This window comes from Variovorax glacialis, assembly GCF_051216375.1.
Classification (GTDB): domain Bacteria; phylum Pseudomonadota; class Gammaproteobacteria; order Burkholderiales; family Burkholderiaceae_C; genus Variovorax.
On record NZ_JBPJZT010000016.1, the window covers coordinates 1 to 21,051 of the forward strand.

The window sequence follows — 21,051 nt, forward strand, 5'->3', positions numbered from 1 at the left end:
CCACCCTCAGGCAGTTGCAAATGGTCCGTCGGTCACGTCACCGAAATCATCGGTCACGTTCCCGAATTCGGCGGTCACGATGCCGAAACGGTCGGTCACGCTCTTCCGAAATACGCACTTCTGCAAAGGCACACGGATCAGCCAATCTCGCGGCTGGCGCGATGGATCGTCGACCGTCAGATCGTTACCTTCGAGGCCAACTCGCAGCGGTGGATCCCCATGTTCCAGTTCGAAGCGACCGACATGCGCGTGCTCGATGGCGTGTCCCGGTCCATCCTGGAACTGCGAGACGTCTTCGATGATCCGGAGCTCGCAGAATGGTTTGGGACTCCGAATATCTGGCTGACCGGAAGAACGCCTGCCGAACTGGTCAGACAGGAAGCTCACGCAGTAGTTGAGGCCGCCCGTGCGGACCGCTTTGTGGTCTCTGGATAGTTGATGAGCGATGCTCGGCCGGGATCGGCAGCCCCTAGGGTCGAATTTGGCTAGAACGCGCTTTGATCGGCTGAGGCACCCCCGATCCCCGGCGTACGCGTGTACCCGGGCTAGTGAGAGACGCCCTCTTGTGCGTCGAGGCGGAAGCCGATCGAAATCTCAGTGCCGGGGCCACGGCTCAACTCCATCGTTGCGTGCAGTTGAAGCACCAGACTCTCGACCAGGCGCATGCCGAGAGTGCCGAGCTGAGAGGTTCTAAAGGTGGGGGGGAGCCCGATGCCGTCGTCTTTGATCGTCAGAAGGCACACTGAGTCCTCCCGAAGGCGAAAATTGACCCATACGTGACCTGGCCGATCGGCGGGAAAAGCATGCTTGAGTGCATTCGAAACCAGTTCATTGATGATCAAGCCAGTAGAGATAGCTCTGTCCAGATCAAGATCGACTTCTTCCACCGAAGTAGAAATCTGGATCTGTTCGGCGACGGGACCGTAGGCATGGCTCAGATGAGTGCACAGCGACTGAATGTGCGACGCCATCGCAATTCCAGAGAAGTCGCCCGCACGGTATAGATTTTCATGCACCAGCGCCATGGACCTGACGCGATTTCGGCTCTCCAGGAACAACTCGGCCACCTTCGCGTCAGGAACGCTCGCTGCCTGGAGGCTGAGTAGGCTGCTGATCAACTGAAGATTGTTCTTCACGCGGTGATGAACCTCCTTCAGAAGCGCTTCCTTCTCATGCAGCGAACTCTGCAGCCGTGCTTGGTCCCACTTCGCCAAAGTGACGTCCATCAGCGCGCCGATCACTTCGCGATCGCCACCTTCGCCATTCACGATCTGTGCGTCCTCGTACAGGCTCCTTTCGACCCCACTTGCCAACTGCAACCTGTACTCGAGGTGCCATCCGAGCCCCTGCTTCATTCTTTCCTGAATAAACTCGGCGACACGGCCTCGATCGTCAGGATGAATCCGCGCAGCCATGGTTGAGCGGTCTATGCGAGTGCCGCGCTCGACCTGGAAGATCTGGTACATCTCTTCCGACCAATATATTTCGCCGCTCCGAATGTTCCAGCCGTAACTTCCCGTATGACTGATTCGTTGACCGTCTGCTAGGAAGGCCTCGCTCTTGCGTAGCGCTTCGTCTGCCCGTTTGCGTTCCACCGCGATGCTGGCGAAATGCGTGAATTTCTCCAGAATGCGCTTGTCCGCTGCGCTGATGGGCCTCGGATGCTTCGAATACCAAACTAGCGTACCCAGAACCTGTCGAGAAGAAGACAGGATGGGAAAAGCCCAGCAAGCTCGTGATTCGTGCGCCGCAGCCAACACACGGAAACTGGCCCAACTAGAGGCCGTTGCAATGTCCTCCACCTCGGGCGACAAGCCCATGCGTGCCGAGGCGTTGAAGGCCACTGTTGTCCGACAGTCGAGTTCCTTGTCGAGCGCCTTGATGAACTCGGCGGAAAGACTTGGACTTGCGACGTGTCGAAGCATCTTGCCATCCAAGTCGAGCAGCAGGATCGATGAGGCGGAGCTGCCAATGAGACTTTCGATGGCTGCGCACAGCGCATTGAGAATGTCGATAACAGGCTTTCCCTCGGCGATCAACTGAAGCAGTTTTGACTCTTCCGCCAATAGCCCTTCCGCTTGCTTCAGATCCTCGATATCCGTGTTCGTACCATACCATTTGACGACCTCCCCGTTCGAATCACGGACAGGGGTAACGCGAATGAGAAAATGGCGGTACTCTCCGTCAAGGCGCTTCATCCTCGCTTCGGCTTCCGCCGGTTCGCCCGCGGCCAATGCAGATGCCCAAGCGTCGGCAACGCGCTGGAGATCCTCTGGATGATGTGCAGCCTTCCAACCGTCAAGCATGACCTCACTTGGGAGGAGTCCGGTGTAACTCTGCCACTGCTTGTTCAAGGTCCGAACCATGCCATCGGGCGTAGCGCTCCACGCCAATGTTGGAATGGTATCGAAAGCGATACGAAACTGCTCTTCGCTTTGCCTTGACCTGTCTTCCGCTTGCCGGACATCGGCGTAGAGCAACGCGTTTTCCATCGAAATTGCAGCCTGCGACGCGAGCAGCTGAAGAACGGCTACGCGTGATGGGGTAAAGACCTGGGGCACCAGATGATTCTCAAGGTATAGCAGGCCAAGGAGCTTTCCTTGCCTAGACAGGGGGAGGCATATGATCGACCGTGGATGGCGTGTTCGGATGTACTCGTCACTTGAGAAAATGTTGGGCGACTGGGCGTCGTTGAGGACGACGCTATCTGCGACTCTGATCGCATAGCGAACCACTGACATGGGAAGGTCTGCCGCGGGATCGAGGTCAGGGCGCAACTTGACGCGTACGCCGTCGTGCTCGCTGGAGGCCTCGGCTTCGACCTGAATCCCCTGTTTTGTTGGCAGTATCAAGTAGCCACGAACGGCACCGGCGTGCCCGACGGCGATAGTCAATAGCCTTTCTATAAGTCTGTCGACCAGGATTTCCTCGGAGATGGCTTGGGAGGTCTTGATTACCGTAGCGAGGTCGATTTGCACTATGCTGGCATTCTTTGGCTGCTTCTCGCTGCCCTCTCTTTGCGGGTACTGTTGGTCTATCTGGGCGACTTTCGCCGTAGCGCCCCAACTGATGTAGCAATTCCGCGCATGCATGAGGTAAGCGTTCGCTATGGTCACCAGGTTGCGCGCCCTGTAAAACCGAGATGCTGATTCGTTCGACAGCCCCTCGATGTTGATCGAGCCTGCCTCTTGCGAAGCTCGAATCGCGTCGTCGTACAGGTGCTCCGCGTCGAGTATGCGGTGTTCGACCCGCGCAATCTCCGCGGAAATCAGGTAGGACCTGCTCTCGAAGTTTGCCCGGCACTCCTTCAGCCATTCTGTGAACTGCAGATGATCCTGGCGGAGCCTCGCGGCCTCATCCGGATAGTCATCTGCACCTCCCGCCGGAATGAGGGCCGCGCGAGCAAGAGCGGAATAGAATCTATGCTCGGCCCAATCGAACGTTGGATACGAGTCTGGCTTTGAAAGTGCGCGAGATGACGACTCCAGGCTTTTCTCGTACTGACCGGAGAAGTATTGAAGCTCGGCCTTTCGAGTCCAGTATCGGACCTCTGCGGAGACCATGTGCGGGATGCTGTCCAGTTGGACTTCATGTGCCACTTCATTGAAATCAGGTGCGTCGAAAGAGTCAAGGGATACGGTTGCGCCACATAAGGCCTTGACAAGCCTGAGCGGAGCAGCGATGAGTTCGACGGCCAGCTCGAAGTTGCAAGTCCTCACCGATTTCAGCGCTGCGTCGCCTTCTCTAGAAACTTCCTCGAGCGGTGCGCCTCCGTCCAGCAATCTGGCTACCCGAGTCCACAGGGCGTAGGCAGCCCACGTAGTGTCGCCATTGCGGTGGGCCACATCACTAGCCTTCACCGCGATCTCGTAGCCGTCTCGGAGCGACAGAACCCAAGGAGCCACCAGCAGGGAGAATGTCGAGAAAACGCGCGCCGCATACCCGATCAATCCGCGTCGTCGAACTAAGTCCACACCCAGCTGCCCGAAGCGGTAGGCTTCATTGAAACGGCCAAACCGCGGCCCCAAAATGAAGCCAAGGTTGGTATAGCAGTGACAGGACGCGTCCGTATTGCCATACATCAGGCTGAGATTCGCCATGCGTAGATTGGCGAAATCACGCAAGTTGGCATCCAGGATGCCGGCAGGCGCATTCAGGCCTTCGAGCAGATGCATGATGCTCCCCTGCTCTTGCGCGATCATGAGGGGCAGGTCAACAAGTCCTTCTATGGTTCTAGAACCCATCCTGAGAATGAGCGACTTGTATTCCTGTTCCACTTCTGCGTCTGTGGGGCGAAAGGGGAGTTCGACGCCGAAACGCTGAAGGCACGCGAGGGAGAGCTCGACCGCACGATCGATTTTCCCAAGGTAGGTGTAAAGAATCACTTGCCGATCGACGACCAATCTCGATTGATCTGCGGATCGGGTGGCCAGGGCTAGTTCGGCAAACTCCTTTTCTGCAGCCGCGACATCTCCCAGCAAAAACAGGCAGTCGGCTTTATGAAAATAGAGCTTGAAGCACGTATCAAAGATTCGGTCCCAGCTATCGGCATCCAGCAATGAACAGCCCATGTTCACATAATTGAGAGCGGAGTCGTAGGCAGTTGCTCCTTTGCTGCTGATGGCGGCGGTGAGGTTCAGATCCGCCAGCCATTCGCGTTCCGAAATCTCTGCGACAACCCGAGCACCGAGATTGAGCTGATGCACAAGTTCGAATATGTTCTGGCCAAGGCGTTCGTTGCCCGCCAATGCCTTGCCAATTCGCAAGTGAAGGTTGGCGCGATCTGGCGGCGGAATCTGGGCATAGGCAGCCTCTTGTATCCGATCGTGCCGAAATGAATAAGCGGTGCCGTCGATTGTCACCAACCCGGCAAGGATCGCATGCCAAAGCATTTCATGGACGTGTTCGTCGCGCTGTCCAAGTATTTGAGATAGTTCGATCGTAGAGCCCTTGTTGCCCAAGCACGCGAGAACCCTGAGAGCTTGCTGCGTCACGGACGGAAGCCGCCCGATCCTCGCCGACAGCAGGTCTGCGACATTGTCCGTTATTGAAAGCGCGCCAATGCGCCTTTCATCCCATTGCCATTCTTCCGTCTCGTGGGAATAGTGAAGTATTTCGTCGTCGGCCAGCGCCTTCAGGTACTGGATCATGAAGAATGGATTGCACGCCGTTCGCGTTTCGAGGATCGTCGCAAGGGCGCCCGCGTTCCCCTTGTTCATTTTCAGCATGTCGGCGACAAACTGCGTGGTGTCCTCAAGGGTAAGGGCGCCGAGTGTGATGTCGAGTTTGAGCAGGTCCGAATTTTCGAACGCGAGCAGCGTCTCGGCGAGGGGATGGGAAGGGGTCACCTCGTTGTCCCGATACGCCCCGATCAATAGCAGTGAGCCAAGGTCAGCGTCGTCAGAGAGACGCTTGAGCAGGTCGAGTGTGGCCATGTCGAGCCATTGCAGGTCGTCGATGAACAAAGCCAGAGGATGGCTTGTCGTGGCAAATACGCTGATGAAGTTCTTCAGGACCAGATGGAAACGGCGTTCCGCTTCTTCAGGTTGGAGGTCCAGAAGCGGAGGCTGTTCTCCGATGAGTCGGCGAAGGTCTGGGACGAGGTTGATGACCAGCTGGCCGTTACCTTCCAGCGCGGACAACAGTTCATCCTTCCATTTCGAGACTTCTTCGTCACTTCTGCTCAGAACTTGCCCAACCAGGTTTTGGAAGGCATGGGCGAGCGTTGCGTATGGAATATCGCGTTGGAATTGCTCGAACTTTCCTGCCGCGAACAATCCATTGCTCGTCGCGATGGATCGCTGTAGCTCGCTGACGACTGTGGATTTCCCGATGCCCGAGTAACCGCGGATCAGCGCAATCCCAGCGTGTCCGTTGTTGCAGACCTGTTCCCATGCAGAGAGCAGCGCCTTAATCTCAGCTTGCCGACCGTACAGGCCTTCGGGGATGAACAATCGATTAGATAGATCGAATTTGCCAAGAGCGAACGTCCCTATGTGCTCGTTGGCGTGCCATTCCGAAAGGCAATGACGCAGGTCGGCTTCCACCCCGGAAGCGCTCTGATAGCGGTCGGCAGCGTTCTTTGCGAGCAACTTCAGCACGACTGCCGCGACCGGAGCGGGAATACTGGAGACCAGTACATCAGGGGATACTGGCTGCCGTGCCACGTGGCAGTGAATCCATTCTGCTGGATCTTGGGCATCAAAGGGCAACTCGCCCGAGACCATCTGATAGAGGACGACGCCCAGTGAGTAAAGATCGCTGCGAATATCAACCGCGCGATTCATGCGGCCAGTCTGTTCCGGAGATATGTAGGCGAGAGTCCCGGTGAGCGAGTCCGTGTCGTGGAGACTGGCTTGGCTAGGCCGCCCGTGCATCGACTTGCCAAAGCCCGTCAGATGGGCACAGCTGCCTTGTGCGCCCACCAGAATGTTCGACGGATTGAGATCCCGGTGGATCAGCCCGGTTGAATGGGCTCGTTGTAACGCGGCAGCGACTTCAGCGCCGATGCCGAGCGCGAGTGAGATTTCCAGAGGAGATCCCATGAGGCTTTGCAGTAGGTCGCCGCCCGGGTCCTCTAACAGTAGGAGTTTTCGGCCGCGCACTTCTACGAGGCCTAGGGGCTTGAGCGCCCATGCGGAGTCGAGTGCTTCGGCAAGCTGGAACTCCCTCTCGATCTGCACAATGTCCGACGGCCTTGGGTTCGCCGAGGTCGCGTCGACCACCAGGACAGATAGTGCGGCACCCCCGTCGAGTTGTCGGCCCCTGAAGAGCCCCAGCGGCTCTCCTCGTCGCAGCGGATGAAGCTGATATTCCGAAAGTTGGGCCATCTGAATGGTTCCTCCCGCAAGGTTTGTTTACGTAGCTTGGAGGACGAGGTGGCGACACGCTCGCAGGTCGAATCGCTTCTGCGCGCGCCCGGATTCCCGCTGCCCGTAGCGAGGAAGGGTGGTCCAGTTCTTGCAGGAAGCCGTTTGAAATCACGGGACGCATGAAATTTACCAAGCCGGGCCTCTTGCGGAATCACTCCAAAGAGTGATTTCTGCCCGCTAGGCCAAGCCAGGCCAAGCGGAGTGGTGGCTTGCTGAGCGTGTGTCCGCGGCACGTCAGGTCGAGTTGCCACCGGACGCACCGGGTGGCGCCGCTGTATGCGGGGGGGGGGCGGCCGATATGCTTGCTATCGATTTGGCGTTCGATGCCGCAGCTTGACGCGCTGTCAGGCGCCAGCATGACGACGAGGTGGTGCTAGGCGAGGGCGACAGGCTTTTTTGTTCCCACGTCTCGGTGCTTCGAAGGTCGCTAGCCTAGGACAGGCAGTGTAGTTGCTGGTCGTGGGAGTCGAGCGTTGCAATTGGTTGCCGAGGCGCAACCAGATCCCGCTCATCGGGCATGCGATCGCTGGCGCGGTCTGCGCTGGGCCGGAAGGATAGCGCGGGCTAGGTTGCTTCGCGGAAGGGCAGGCGCGCTCCGTGGTCGCTTCGCACACGCGTTGGCGTTCGCCGCCGTCAACCTGAAAATGGGCGCCGCGCGCGCCTCGCTCCGCTGCGTGCCAAACTTATGTCCATGATGGCCACGGTCTTGCACAGGAGATTCCGCCATGACGAATGCATCGGACGAAGCGCAGCGCCGCGCCTGGGCGCGCTCACTATGGCGCTACGTGGGCCAGGAACGCCCACCGTTTGCGACGGCGCCAGGCCCGGGCCAGCAATCGGTATGGGACTTTCCGCGCCCGCCGCGCATCGATCCCGAAGAGCGCGAGGTCACGGTGCATCTTGGCGACGTCGCGATTGCGCGCACGCGCAGCGCGTTGCGCGTGTGCGAAACCGCAAGCCCGCCGACCTGGTACCTTCCCCAGGCCGACGTGCAAATGATGCTGTTGCAACCCACGGCGGGCGCATCGCATTGCGAATGGAAGGGCGAGGCGCGCTATGCCGCGATCGTCATCTCGGGCGCGCGCCTCGACGGTTCTGCCTGGTTTTATCCGGCGCCTTCGCCCGGCTACGAAGCACTGCGCGGGCACATCGCGTTCTATCCTCAGGAACTCGATTGTCGCGTCGACGGGGTGCGCGTGCGGTCACAGCCGGGTCGCTACTATGGAGGCTGGATCACTCCCGAACTGGTCGGGCCGTTCAAGGGCGAGCCGCGTTCGGAAGCCTGGTGGTGAGCGCCAAGACACTGACAGCCACGTCTTGCCCACGGACAGGAATTGCGGGTGTCATCCGGCGGGCGGCCACACGGCCAGCGTGAGACGGTCGGGCGCCAGCGCGACCATCGCCGCGGCCGCTGCGACGGGCAGCCATCCCTGAAGAGGACCAAAGGGGGCAGGCGGGACTAGCCAATCCGGGACTGGGAATTCCGTTTCGCGAGCGAGAGCATCCAGTGTCAGCCGGCGACTTTCGCGACTTTGCGTCGTCGCATCCCTCTTCATCTTGAAAGCAACCGATGAGAAGACTTACGCATGCCACGGGCGCTCCGGTCGTCGACAATCAGAACATTCAGACAGCCGGCGCGCGTGGTCCGGCGCTTCTCCAGGACATCTGGTTGCTCGAAAAGCTTGCGCACTTCGACCGCGAGGTGATTCCGGAGCGCAGGATGCACGCAAAGGGATCCGGCGCACACGGCCACTTCACCGTCACGCAGGATGTCACACGCTACACCAAGGCAAAGATCTTTTCGGATGTTGGCAAGCGCACCGAGGCATTCGTGCGCCTGTCGGTAGTCGCCGGCGAGCGAGGCGCTGCCGACGCGGACCGTGACATTCGCGGCTTCGCCGTCAAGCTTTATACGGAAGAGGGCATCTGGGACATCGTCGGCAATAACACGCCGGTCTTCTTCATGCGTGATCCGTTGCGCTTCCCCGATCTCAACCACGCTATCAAGCGAGACCCCCGCACGAACCTCCGCACCCCCCAAAGCAATTGGGACTACTGGACGCTCATGCCGGAGGCATTGCACCAGGTGACGATCACCATGAGCGATCGAGGCCGACCCGATGGCTATCGCCACATGCATGGATTCGGCAGCCACACTTTTAGCCTCATCAATCAGGCGGGCGAGCGTCACTGGGTCAAGTTCACGTTCAGGTGCCAGCAGGGTATCAAGAACCTGACCGACCAGCAGGCCGAGGCACTCATTGGCAAAGACAGGGAAAGTGCGCAGCGCGATCTGTACGACGCCATTCAACGTGGCGATTTTCCGAGATGGACCCTTTTCATCCAGGTCATGACAGAGGCCCAAGCTGCAGCTTCTCCCATCAACCCCTTCGACCTGACCAAGGTCTGGCCGCATGCGGACTATCCTTTGATCGAAGTCGGCGTACTCGAACTGAACCGCAATCCGAACAACTACTTCGCGGACGTCGAGCAGGCCGCTTTCTCCCCCGCAAACATCGTCCCCGGCGTGGGCTTCTCGCCCGACAAGGTGCTGCAGGCTCGGCTATTCTCCTACGGCGACGCGCAGCGATATCGCCTGGGCGTCAATTTCAATCAGATTCCGGTGAACGCTCCGAAGTGTCCCTTTCACAGCTATCACCGCGATGGCGCCATGCGCGTCGATGGCAACCAAGGCAGCACGATCGCGTACGAGCCGAACGGGCTGGGCGAATGGAAGGACAGCCCAGAGCTCGCCGAACCGGCACTTCCGCTTCACGGAGACGCCGCGCACTGGGACCACCGGTTTGACACGGACTATTATTCGCAACCAGGCGCGCTGTTCCGCCTCATGACGCCGGAACAACAGATGGCCCTGTTCGAGAACACGGCGCGTGCTATGGGTGACGCTTCAGAGCAGGTCAAGCTGCGCCATATCGCGAACTGCACCCTGGCCGATCCCGCTTATGGGGCTGGGGTTGCAGCGGCACTCGAGGACGTTCCGAAATGACCCAGTGACGCGTACGCTCCTTGGGCGTCATGGAAACCTCTACCATTCGCGAGCAAGGATTCGTGCCTGCGTCCGTGGTTTGAGTCGTACGCCGCGCAGAAGAAGCAAGCCAAAATGATGCTTTGAACACGCGTCTTCCCATCCCCGGACGTGGTCTTGAAGTCATCAGACCTGTCGGAGGCGGTCCGAGCGGGCCGCCTTGAACTCGACGCACGCAACCCTACGGACTCTTCGGAGGCACCGTGAAGCTCACAGTCTGGCTCGTGATCACCATGTGGGTGGGATCGGCCAGTTCGAACAGAACCTTGTGGGGGCCCGGCTTCAAGCCCACCACGATGACCGTTTCGCCGTTCGAATTGACGAAGTGCCACGGTGCGTCATCGACCGTGATGTGAACATGGCCAATGCGAGGAGAAACATCGAGCGCCCCCTTGCCGAACACGGGCACGACGCGCAGGTTCTCCGTACGGTACTGGATGAAGACGAGGCCCCGTGCCAGTTGCTCCGGCAGCGGTGCGTCCACGATCAGTTTGGGCGCCGGTTCGTTTTCGATAGCAACCAGTTCGGAGGGCCCCCGGATATCCCTGGCGCTCTGGGCAGATGCGCCGGCGGCAGCAATGCAGGCAGTCATGGCGATCAGGTGCTTGAGCATGGTGTGCATGACATGTCCTTCAAGATAAATGGTCGAGGCGAAAGCCGACTTGCGCTTCGAATTGGGGGCCGTTCTCTAGAACTTGAATGGGGCGCTGCAGTTGCCATTGAACTTCCTTTCGGCGTTGATGAATGCTCAAGCCTGTTGCCGCCCTACACCAGGTACTTCCAGTGGCTGAGCGCGAGGCCTGCCTTGGAGCGTAGGGACACTAGGGATTCGTGCCAACGCTCGAAGGCATGGCTCGCCATTGGCTCTTTTGGGATGCGCGATGGATATTTGAAGCGGCCTCTGCCCTGAAGGGATCGAGTCCAACTCCGGTACGTACTTGGGCTGAACATGAGGCTTGATGCTGTAAACGCGTGCCGCGACCACGCGAACGATTCTCTTGCGGGCAACCGATCACTTGAAGGGTCACGGTTGTATAAGTCGACGACACTGCCCCTGGCCTCGAGTGCGCTAGTTCACGTCACGCGCCGGCAAAAGCAGGTCCTGCATTTAGGCCCTAACGTCATAAAGCACATTGGGGAGCACGCCGTCACACGGCGGCACGTTCGTGTTGGCTTCCCCATTCAGCGTGAGCAGCTCCAATCTCTATTGGCCCGAAAGAGCTTTTACTCTTGAGTCGTCTGAGACGCTCTCACTTTTCTGGGAAGCGCGGCGCGGCTTCATACTGCTCGCGCCGGACACGGCCCACAGTGCGCGGCACTGCCCCACGATCAGGATGGCGAGCATTGAAATCCCCCACGTGCCGAAATCGCGGCGCTCGCCCGCCAAGGACTCTAGCAGCAGAGAACTCGCGGAACACAGTGCGACCACGCATGAAAGAACTCCAGCAAGGGTGACGATCACATGGACGATTGTTTTCATGCTGGATCCGGGACGTGATAGGTGGGTGAGATTCCCACCGGACTGTCCTCCGGTCAATGCGCCATTTGGGGGATTTCATCATGCCCCTTGCCTGCACGGCTTCAGCTCGCTTGCTTGACAGCCAAGGCGAGTTGTCTGGCGGTGCCCCCTCCGTCTCAGTTCTTGAGCGGCCACTAGGGAGATGCTCGACGCGGTGGTGGATCGTAGCCTAACGAAGACCTATCGCGCATGACAGGTTGCCGTGCGTACCCCCAACTTCGAAGGAAATCTCAATGACCCAATCAACCCCGAAGTTCAAGCGCAGCGAGAAGGGTCTGCTGACGCCGGACAACTGCGTGGTCACTCTCATTGACCTACAGCCACAGATGCTTTTCGGAGTGGCAAACTTCGATCGTCAGTCGGTGATCAACAACAACGTCTTGCTGGCCAAGGCCACCAAGCTCTTTGAGATTCCTATCGTCATATCGACCGTGGAGACCCAGGCATTCAGCGGCCACCTATGGCCGCAGGTTCGGGCGGTATATCCCGAACAGGAACTCGTCGAGCGTTCAACCATGAACTCGTGGGACGACGAGAAGTTCGTAGCGACCGTAGAGCGCATTGGTCGCAAGAAGATAGTGCTCGCGGGACTCTGGACGGAAACCTGCGTGGCATTGGCGACCGTGCAGGCGATGCATGACGGATACGAAGTCTTCGTTGTCGAGGATTGCTGCGGTGACGTGAGTCAACTGTCCCATGACAACGCAATGCGACGCGTCATACAGGCTGGAGCCAAGCCCGTCACGGCGCTCTCGGTCATGCTCGAATGGCAGCGCGATTGGGCGCAGAGAGACACCTACGACGCGGTCATGGACATCGTCAAGACCCATTGCGGCGCATATGGGATGGGGGTCGAGTACGCCTACACCATGGTCCACGGCGCTGCGGAATCGCAACTCCCGCCCTACGTGCCGGGGCACCCGCGTGGGTGAGCCCGAATCCGAGCGATGCGAACCCCTGTACAGGCGGAAGACGTGAATCCCGACCTCATCCTCATCAACGGACGTATCGCCACTCTGAACCACGCCTGTCCGAGCGCGCAGGCCGTCGCGATTCGAGACGGCGTCTTCAGCGCCGTCGGGGCCACCGACGTGCTGCTTACATCGAGGGGCGCTCGCACGAAGGTGATCGACCTGAGAGGTCGGAGAGCCATTCCAGGACTCATCGACAGCCACACACACGTGATCCGTGGTGGATTGAACTACGCCATGGAACTTCGATGGGACGGCGTTCGATCGCTGGGTGAAGCGATGCGCATGTTGCGGGAGCAAGTGCTGCGCACCCCTGCACCGCAATGGGTGCGCGTCGTTGGCGGATTCACTATGCACCAGTTCGCCGAGAAACGATTGCCCACCATCGAGGAGCTGAACGCGGTTGCTCCGGACACGCCCGTTTTCATCCTGCACCTGTACGACCGCGCGATGCTCAATGCCGCTGCTTTGCGAACAGTCGGCTATACGCGCGAAACACCGGATCCGCCCGGAGGCCAGATCGTCCACGACGCGAAAGGCGAGCCTACTGGCCTTCTGCTCGCGAGACCCAACGCCACGATCCTCTACGCGACGCTGGCCCATGGGCCGAAGCTGCCGCTTGAATACCAGACGAACTCGACGCGCCACTTCATGCGCGAGCTGAACCGGTTGGGAGTCACTGGCGTGATAGACGCCGGCGGAGGAATGCAGAACTATCCAGAGGACTACCAGGTCATCGAGCAGTTGCATCGCGAAGGGAAGATGACAATTCGGCTTGCCTACAATTTGTTCACGCAAAAGCCCCACGAAGAACTTGCGGACTTTGGGTCTTGGTCAAGGCAGGTACGCCCGGGGCAGGGCGACGACATGTACCGACACAATGGCGCGGGCGAGATGTTGGTCTATAGCGCCGCCGACTTCGAGGATTTCAAAGTCGAGCGCCCGGAGATGCCGTCTTCCATGGAGGTCGACCTTGAACCGGTGGTTCGGCTTCTCGCGCAGAACAATTGGCCGTGGCGCATGCATGCCACCTACGATGAGACGATAGGCCGTGCACTCGATGTCTTCGAACGGGTGCATCGGGAGACGCGAATTGACCGGCTGCATTGGTTTTTTGATCACGCCGAGACGGTCAGCGATCGCAACATCGAGAGAATCGCCGCACTCGGCGGAGGCATCGCCGTCCAGCATCGCATGGCCTACCAGGGCGAGGATTTTGTCGAGCGCTATGGTAAGGAGGCCGCGGAGCGCACGCCGCCGATTCGGCGCATGCTCGAGCTGGGCGTGCACGTGGGGGCCGGCACTGATGCAACGAGGGTGGCTTCCTACAACCCGTGGGTATCACTCTCCTGGCTGGTCACCGGCAAGACGATGGGCGGCCTGGGCTTGTATCCGCCATCGAACCTGCTCGACCGAGAAGGCGCCTTGCGGCTCTGGACGGAGGCCAACACCTGGTTTTCGTTCGAATCTGGCAAAAAGGGACAAATCACGGTCGGTCAGCTTGCAGATCTTGCGGTGCTGTCAGCTGACTATTTCGCGGTGCCCGAATGCGAGATCCAGGACATCAGCTCAGTATTGACCATGCTTGGTGGAGCGGTAGTGCACGCCAGCGACGAATTCGCTGAATGGGCCCCTCCCCAGCCGCCCGCGATGCCCGATTGGTCGCCGGTTTCCCGTTTCGGCGGCTATCAGTCGCAAGCGCGCTTAGGCCGGCACGCAGCCTATGCATCGGCATGCGGATGTGCGACCTCATGCTCCGTACACGGGCATCAACACGCGTTCGCGCGTACCTCCCGACCGCCGGTTTCGGATGCACGTGCCTTCTGGGGTGCGATGGGCTGCTCCTGCTGGGCATTCTGAAGCGCCAGGGCCCCTCTTAGGAAGGAGCTGTTGGATCGGGCGCGTCAATGCTCTCCAGCAGCACCCAGACGCCAAGTAGTGGAGGGATCGTGAAGCACCAAACTCCGTAGAAGCTGAAAGTCAGGGCCGCCGCGGCGCAACCTAGGGCGAAGGCTGTAACGCTCGCCGAGAAGCGAAGCAAACGGGATCGCGCTACCGCTATTTCCTTCGATTCGCCGCCACGCAGCAAGTCCGCCACATCAATCATGATCTGGGTCGTGGTTCCTGTCATCAAGGTCGACGGGGGCGAGCTGCTCAGATGAATGCGATGGAAGGCGTTCTGTATGGCCATCGCAGCTACCAGCGTCATGCCGGTCACGATCGCCTGCCAACTGTCCCCGTCGGCAAAGGGTCCGAGCCCCACGGCGAGCCCAGAGCCTCCGATGAGCAGCACCAGCATGAGCGTGAGGATGGTTCGCGTCACGGGCAGCCCTCGGGCCGGCAGACTTTGGCTCAAGAAGCGGGTGCCCAGTACCACGACACTGAACATCGGGAGTGCAAGCAGTTTCGCAACCGCGCCCGAAGTCCCGAGCACTGCAGCTGCTCCAAAGGTTACGAAGTTCCCGGTCACATGCGCCGTGAACAGACCCTGCAACGCCAGAAAGCCGGCTGTGTCCACGAAGCCGCCATTGCAGCTGAGCAGCAGCGCCAATGTGGGCCTCCAGCGCGGCCTGGTGGGGGGGGAGGCATCAGTTGAGTTCATCGTTTCACCATCCAAACCTGAGTTCGATGCCAAGATAGTTGCTGTTGTGTCCGCCCGCCTGGCGAATTCCACTTCCAACCTCATATCGCACCGCCTCGATGGCGCCCGCCAAGTGCGGTCCGAATACGTAGTCGACGCGAATCTGGGCGTAGGCGCCGGTCCAGCGGCCGCCCTTTCCGGCCGTGCCGGCGACCGGCACATTCGGCTGCACGTAGACGGCATCCTGGGTGGTCTGGCGCCACTGGAAGCCTACGGCAGCCATTAGCAGCGTGTCAGATGCCGGCTTCAACGTAATCGATGGCTTGAGTTGGAGCAGGTTGGTATAGCCGGTATATCCCGCAAGGGTGAAGTAGCTGCCGTTCGGGAACAGCGGATTGAAGGTCCCCAAGGTGTGACCGTCGGGATGGGTGTTGCCCGACGCCGCGTCGGCCTGAAGGCCAAAGCGCGGCTGCCAGTCGACGCTCCGGAAGGTGTAGCCGGTGCGCTCGCCGAATGCCCAGGCGCGGATGCTTTTGGTGCCGACGCTGCCCGTCTGACCCATCGCTTCGACGTCCCAATCCACGGCGCCGCCTGAACCTGCGAAGCGCGCGTCCAGTACATGGCGCCGCTCATTCCCGCTGGCGAAAAGATAGTGTGCGTTGTCGCGTTGGTAGAACCCGTAGTAGGCCGAGAGTTCGCTGTCGCCGAAGACATGGCGTTCGACTCGAAGCGTATCGAAGCGGAAATGCCGATCAGAGGAATCGTCGAAGGGGTTTTGCTTCGCATACAGAACCGGTTGGCTGACGAAGCCGATGAAGCGCCAGTTTCCGCTCTCCCAGTCGGCCCACACGGCATCGAAGGACTGTCGAACGTTCGGCCCGTCGCGCGACGAGACAAAGCGCTGCAGGTCGAATGCGAAATCCTGACGGCCGATGCGAAACTTGAACGTTCCATTGTCAAATTTCCTCCTGTATTCAAGGAAGCCGAGGCGCAGGTCAAGTGGATTCTGGTCTACCGGTGTGATCGATTGCTTGGCAAAGGCTCGCGCATCCTCCAGTTGAGTGAACACGCGCCAGTCGCGGTCGAAATTGACGTCAATGTAGACCTCCAGACGCTGCAACAGGTAGGAATCCGGCCGCACGCTGCCCACGCCGAAAGAGGGCGCGTTGTTGGATTCCAAGCGTTCGCGCAGGCTCAGCCCGAAGGAGACGTAGCGCTGAGGGTCGTCAGTCGACAGCGAAATGTACTTGAGACCATCCAAAGGCTCGGTGCGCAGGGCCGGGTCGGCCAGCACCGACCAGTCTTCCTGCCAGCGGTTGGACTGCAGCTTCGGACGCGTCACCTCGACGACCGCCGGCTGCGTCGCATCGCGCTCAGCTCGCGCGGGGCCTGCCGTCGAGAGCACTGCTGCTGCGCAGATCGCACGGGCCGTGATCTGGCATGAACGAGGCAACAGGAGGGCCATATAAGCTCGACGACATGGACTGCCGCATCCCAGACCCCACCGAGTGGGTAGACGTACATTGCGTCTATCTGACAGCGGGGGCGTGTATTTCAGCGATGTAGCCACCGGGAAATTGCACAAGCGCCGCGGCGCGTCCACCAGCTACATAGGGATCGACCAGCAACGAGGCACCTGCGGCCCGTGCCTTGGACAGCGTGGCTGCGAGATCCTCGACTTCGTAGCCGGTCGTCTCGCGGCCGTAGGGATAGGGCAGGTGCCCATCGGTCACCAACATGGTGAGCTTGCCGAAAGCCGATGCAATGCGGACTCTGCGGTAGGTATCGCCCGGCCGTCCGATCTCGATACCTGGCGCGTGAACCTCGTCTGAAACCACCTTGCCACCGGCAAAGGCCAGGAAGGCGCGCTGGAAGAGGGTCGCCCGCTCGGCAGACAAGTAGACGCGGTTCTCGGGGATGGTCTTCAGCGGCTCATAAGAGGGCCGAGTCGTATGCCAATAGAACTGCATGTCGACGCCGCCCGGCCACCGCACAATGGCGTCCTTCCCGATCGGATCGGGAAAGGGCTTAACTACGACATCGGCGCCAGCGCGGCGCGCCGCGTCCACCGCGACTTGCATGTCGCGCACGAGGTAGCCACTGCGCTCAGCGCCGAACGGCCACGGGATCGGTGTCTTGAATCCGAACACGGACACGGTCCCAACTGGCATCAGGACCAGTTGTGACACCGTCTTGCTCGGTGTGGGCGTTACCGTGAAGACGCCCGTCGTGGTGGTCTTGCCTCCGAATGTGGCCAGCAGGCTGCCAACCAGTCGTTCGAAGTCCTCGGGTGCCACGTAAACATGTGTGGTGTCGTACTGGGGGCCGACCGCAACCGTTGCCGGGCTCGTGTGGCCCCAGGCCGTTCGCGCCGCAAACATTGGGAGACAGGTAATCGCGGCAGTCAACGTCGTGAAGCCGACGAGGCTGGCTCGGAGAGTTCGCTTCAATGGCGCGAGCGACATCACTTCGTACCCTGATGCAAATCGTGCCACGCGATCAGCAGGAACGCGCCGACCAGGCCGAGATGCTCAAAGAATGAATTCGCGAGCGCGAGTCGCTCCGGGGGTACCGCGTTCCAGAACTGGTTGGCAAGGAAGGTCGCCATCAGCGTAAAGCATCCCAATGCCAACGCCCCGAGCCAGCGATAGAAGCCCGTGAGGATCATCACGGACGCGCCGATCTCGAGCATCGTGACGACCGCGGCCATCGGCGCAGCAGCGGCAATGCCAAAGTGCCTCATCTCCGCGATCGCTGCGCTGAAGTCGGTAGCCTTGTCGAAGCCGCCTTGTACGTATGCAGCACACACCCCGAGCATTGCGAGCCAGCGTATCCAAGGGGCGGCAAACCCGGCCCTTATCGACTGGCCAACTCCGCGTCGACTCACCGTCGTTGCTTGCGGCATGCAGTTCCTTCATTCATTTTGGAGAGGTGTGGCGGCCTGTCCAAAGTATGAAATTGCCTGCGTCAAAGGGAAACCTTCTTGGGTTCGGGGCGTATGCCTCTCTTTAGGGGCAACCGTCGAGGTCAAGACTGGATCATCGGAGTGCATGACCTGCCCCCCAGCAGAAGCGATGAGCCGGCCCAGCGTCGCAATGGCCTGCTCACTTCGAACGTCCCACGGATGACCAAAACTCAGGCGGAGGCAGTTTGCAAACTCCCCGTTGCTGGAGAAAATCGGCCCCGGTGCGATGCCGACACCCAAGGCGAGGGCTCGGCGAAAGATTTCGACGGCGTTGATGTGAGGCGCCAGTTCGACCCACATGTAATACCCACCCGCCGGATTCGCCCAGGCCACCGACTTCAGATGACGGGCCACCGACGCCGCGAGAAGGCCGTACTGCTCTCGCAGCTTGGCCCTGAGCGTTCGCAGGTGCCTGTCGAATTCGCCCCGCTCGAGGTATTCGGCGATTGCGGCCTGTGCTGGTGACGGGGCCAGGGAGCCCGAGGCCATCCGCGCATTCGTCACAGCGCGCATATAGCGACCCGGGACCGCCCAGCCGATTCGATGGCCGGGCACAAGGCACTTGGAGAAGGACGAGCAATGCAGCACCATGCCCTGCTTGTCGAATGCCAACGCCGGAGCAGGCTTTAGTCCGTCGAAGGACAACTCGCCATAGACGTCGTCCTCGATCAGAGGAAGCGAATATTCAGCAAGCAAGCTGACGAGAGCGCTCTTCCTATCATGCGACATTGAACAGCCCAACGGGTTCTGAAAGGACGTCATCAACCAGCACGCCGCTGGCTTGTGCCGGAGGATGGCCTCTCTCAACGCCGGCAACTCAATGCCCTCATCGGGATGCGTCTTCACGGCGATCGCACGGAGGCCCTGGCGCTCGATCGCGTGCAGGGCGCCGTGGAAGGTCGGGGATTCCACGAGCACGCAGTCTCCGAGGCGCGCAACGGCCGACAGGCAAAGGCTCAGCGCTTCCCACGCCCCATCGGTGATGACGATGTCGTCCATGTGGACGTGAACGCCGTTCGCAAAATACCGCTGGGAGACCTGGCGCCTCAAGTCCGCATTACCTTTTGCCGGGTCGAGGTGGACGCGGTGGAATCGAAAGGCCTTGTCCAATCGCACCCAGGGAAAGAGTTCAATGCAGGGCGACGAGGAGGCGAACGACACGATTCTGCTATCCAGCGTGGATGCAAGCACCTCGAAGGTCAGCGCTCGGTACTCTTGCGCTGCGCCTTTGCCGCAAGCCAAGTCGACTTGCTCGAATCGTCGTGGCTCATCCAAGCGAGAGGACTTCACATAAAAGCCGGAGCGCGTACGCGCCTGAACAAGACCCAGCCTTTCGAGCTGATAGTACGCCTCGAAGACTGTGGTGGCACTCACTCCACGGTTCGTCGCCATGTCCCGGATTGACGGAAGCCTGTCCCCCGTCCTCAAGGTGCCGGCGCGAATAGAGGCTTCCAGGTCGGCCGCCAGTGACTTGTACAGGTTCATCCTGAGTTTCCTGCCGCGGTCGCTTACACAGTGCTGGGTCTGGTGTTGGGATTTTGCTTAGAGCACCCGCCACGCTCTGCCGATGGGTAAATGCATGCTTGCGATGCTACGGAGGCGGTCGTCTCTATCACCACCCTCTTGGGTCGGTGAAATGCCTGCCTCACACAGACGGACCAGATCCGTGTGGTGAGTGCCGCGGGGTCCTTCCTCATCCGAACGAAGTACTTCGCGTTGACGCCAATGCGGGTTGGCGGAGACGCCGCCCCTGCGCAACCATTGCTGTTGGGAGCACATGGCCGTTAGACGACCGAGGTCCCTGAAATCCCCGTTACGTGGATGTCTTCTGCCGGAAACTGAGTCATGAAGAATTTATCCTGGACATTGGGAGGCACCGCATCAGTGTTGTTCGCGGTATGCGCGTCGGCGCAAACGGCGGCGTACGACGTCTTCGGACATTCCGTTGCAGAGCGACACGCTAGGGCATACGAGGTCGCGAAGGAGAAGGTCGTCAATCGAGGCGAGTGGAATTTGACGGTGACGGTGATCTCAGACGGTGCCGGAACGGGCCACCCACCCTCGAGCACCGGTCGATCCGCTCCGCTCCATGAAGCCGACCTCGTAAGGACTGATACCAGTTCGAGAGCAGTCAAGCTCAAGTGAACTCAGGCCGCTTCCCAGCGAGAGGGATATGGTTTGGCGGCCTTCTCGACAAGGCGGAGCGCCTATCTGATCGGACCGTTGGGTACTTGGCGTGTACGTGTTTGGCCTGGCTAGGGCCTTCTGACTAGAAACCCTCAATCAAGGAGCAACGAATGAGCGAATCGATGAATGTGAACACAGCGGACGGGCAGTTTCGCGCCTACGTCGCTCGGCCCAAGGCGAAGGTCGCGCCGGCGGTCGTCGTTCTCCAGGAGATCTTTGGCATCAATGCCGATATGCGGGAGACGTGCGATGACTTAGCAAGTCAGGGCTACATTGCCGTCTGTCCAGATCTCTTCTGGCGCCTCGAGCCCGGCGTCGACATGTCCGACCAGACCGAGGCGGAGTGGAAAAGGGGCTTTGCGCTCTACACGGCGTTCGACGTGGACACCGGCGTACTAGATGTCGCAAAGACAGTCGAGGCGGCCCGATCGATGTCTGGAGCAAGTGGCAAAGTGGGATTGATGGGCTATTGCCTTGGTGGCCTGATGACTTACCTGTCAACCGCACGGATGGACGTGGATGCTGCGGCCGCCTATTATCCCGGCGGGACGGAAAAGCACCTTGAAGAGGCCGACGCGATCGCAAGTCCGATGTTGATGCATCTGGCCGAGGAGGATGAATACATATCGAAGGATGCGCAGCGAGACATCCGGGGTGCTCTTGCGAATCGCTCCACGGTCGAGATCTTTACTTACCCTGGCTGCAACCATGCTTTTGCGCGTCATCACGGCATTCACTACGATGCGGCCGCGGCCGCCTTGGCCAACAAGCGAACCTCGGAATTCTTGAAAAATCACCTCCAGTTGGCGATCGAGCAGGCGTAGCCAGAGCCATCCCCATCACTTGAAAGCGAGCCTCTGCTCGCTGCTCAGAGAGGTAGTTCAAGACACCGGCGTGCCGCCGACTGCGA

Annotated in this window: 14 protein-coding genes; 6 read left to right on the plus strand and 8 right to left on the minus strand. The window is 60.0% G+C overall.

Annotated features, from left to right (window positions below; all coding sequences use genetic code 11):
- Nucleotides 1–435, plus strand: a 435-nt coding sequence (locus tag ACSFBL_RS28715) for an MbcA/ParS/Xre antitoxin family protein (protein ID WP_435519224.1), incomplete at its 5' end; no start/stop codon positions are given.
- Between the two features lie 110 nt (nucleotides 436–545).
- On the opposite strand, the gene ACSFBL_RS28720 is transcribed toward ACSFBL_RS28715, so the two are convergent.
- Nucleotides 546–6,830: an AAA family ATPase gene (locus ACSFBL_RS28720; protein WP_435519225.1), complete on the minus strand. Its 6,285-nt coding sequence runs from the start codon at nucleotides 6,828–6,830 to the stop codon at nucleotides 546–548.
- A 767-nt stretch (nucleotides 6,831–7,597) separates the two neighbouring features.
- Here ACSFBL_RS28720 and ACSFBL_RS28725 point away from each other — a divergent pair.
- Nucleotides 7,598–8,164, plus strand: a complete 567-nt coding sequence (locus ACSFBL_RS28725) for a DUF427 domain-containing protein (RefSeq protein WP_435519226.1) — start codon at nucleotides 7,598–7,600, stop codon at nucleotides 8,162–8,164.
- A 278-nt stretch (nucleotides 8,165–8,442) separates the two neighbouring features.
- Nucleotides 8,443–9,879: a catalase gene (locus tag ACSFBL_RS28730; RefSeq protein WP_435519227.1), complete on the plus strand. Its 1,437-nt coding sequence runs from the start codon at nucleotides 8,443–8,445 to the stop codon at nucleotides 9,877–9,879.
- A 220-nt stretch (nucleotides 9,880–10,099) separates the two neighbouring features.
- Here ACSFBL_RS28730 and ACSFBL_RS28735 read toward each other — a convergent pair whose 3' ends face one another.
- Together ACSFBL_RS28735 and ACSFBL_RS28740 are read right to left on the minus strand one after the other, a co-directional pair.
- Nucleotides 10,100–10,531, minus strand: coding sequence for a DUF6130 family protein (locus ACSFBL_RS28735; protein WP_435519228.1), 432 nt, complete (start codon nucleotides 10,529–10,531; stop codon nucleotides 10,100–10,102).
- A 591-nt stretch (nucleotides 10,532–11,122) separates the two neighbouring features.
- Nucleotides 11,123–11,398, minus strand: a complete 276-nt coding sequence (locus ACSFBL_RS28740) for a hypothetical protein (RefSeq protein ID WP_435519229.1) — start codon at nucleotides 11,396–11,398, stop codon at nucleotides 11,123–11,125.
- A 272-nt stretch (nucleotides 11,399–11,670) separates the two neighbouring features.
- Here ACSFBL_RS28740 and ACSFBL_RS28745 point away from each other — a divergent pair, with 272 nt between their 5' ends.
- Entirely contained in the window at nucleotides 11,671–12,369 is a 699-nt protein-coding gene (locus ACSFBL_RS28745; RefSeq protein ID WP_435519230.1) for a hydrolase, read from the plus strand.
- A gap of 42 nt (nucleotides 12,370–12,411) precedes the next feature.
- Nucleotides 12,412–14,268, plus strand: coding sequence for an amidohydrolase (locus ACSFBL_RS28750; RefSeq protein WP_435519231.1), 1,857 nt, complete (start codon nucleotides 12,412–12,414; stop codon nucleotides 14,266–14,268).
- A 16-nt stretch (nucleotides 14,269–14,284) separates the two neighbouring features.
- On the opposite strand, the gene ACSFBL_RS28755 is transcribed toward ACSFBL_RS28750, so the two are convergent.
- The 5 genes from ACSFBL_RS28755 to ACSFBL_RS28775 all read right to left on the minus strand — a co-directional run bounded on the left by ACSFBL_RS28755 (nucleotide 14,285) and on the right by ACSFBL_RS28775 (nucleotide 19,439).
- Nucleotides 14,285–15,010: a YoaK family protein gene (locus ACSFBL_RS28755; RefSeq protein WP_435519232.1), complete on the minus strand. Its 726-nt coding sequence runs from the start codon at nucleotides 15,008–15,010 to the stop codon at nucleotides 14,285–14,287.
- A gap of 4 nt (nucleotides 15,011–15,014) precedes the next feature.
- Nucleotides 15,015–16,454 carry an alginate export family protein gene (locus ACSFBL_RS28760; protein WP_435519233.1) on the minus strand — a complete coding sequence of 480 codons (1,440 nt, stop codon included), beginning with the start codon at nucleotides 16,452–16,454 and terminating at the stop codon, nucleotides 15,015–15,017.
- 64 nt (nucleotides 16,455–16,518) lie between these two features.
- Nucleotides 16,519–17,370, minus strand: a complete 852-nt coding sequence (locus ACSFBL_RS28765; protein WP_435519322.1) for a glyoxalase — start codon at nucleotides 17,368–17,370, stop codon at nucleotides 16,519–16,521.
- An 83-nt stretch (nucleotides 17,371–17,453) separates the two neighbouring features.
- The gene (locus tag ACSFBL_RS28770; RefSeq protein ID WP_435519234.1) at nucleotides 17,454–17,894 is read right to left on the minus strand and encodes a DoxX family protein; all 441 of its coding nucleotides are present in this window, start codon (nucleotides 17,892–17,894) and stop codon (nucleotides 17,454–17,456) included.
- 9 nt (nucleotides 17,895–17,903) lie between these two features.
- Nucleotides 17,904–19,439, minus strand: coding sequence for an aminotransferase-like domain-containing protein (locus tag ACSFBL_RS28775; RefSeq protein WP_435519235.1), 1,536 nt, complete (start codon nucleotides 19,437–19,439; stop codon nucleotides 17,904–17,906).
- 812 nt (nucleotides 19,440–20,251) lie between these two features.
- On the opposite strand from ACSFBL_RS28775, the gene ACSFBL_RS28780 reads away from it, so the two are divergent.
- Complete coding sequence (locus tag ACSFBL_RS28780; RefSeq protein WP_435519236.1) at nucleotides 20,252–20,965, plus strand: dienelactone hydrolase family protein; 714 nt, start codon at nucleotides 20,252–20,254, stop codon at nucleotides 20,963–20,965.
- The last annotated feature ends 86 nt before the right edge of the window (nucleotides 20,966–21,051 follow it).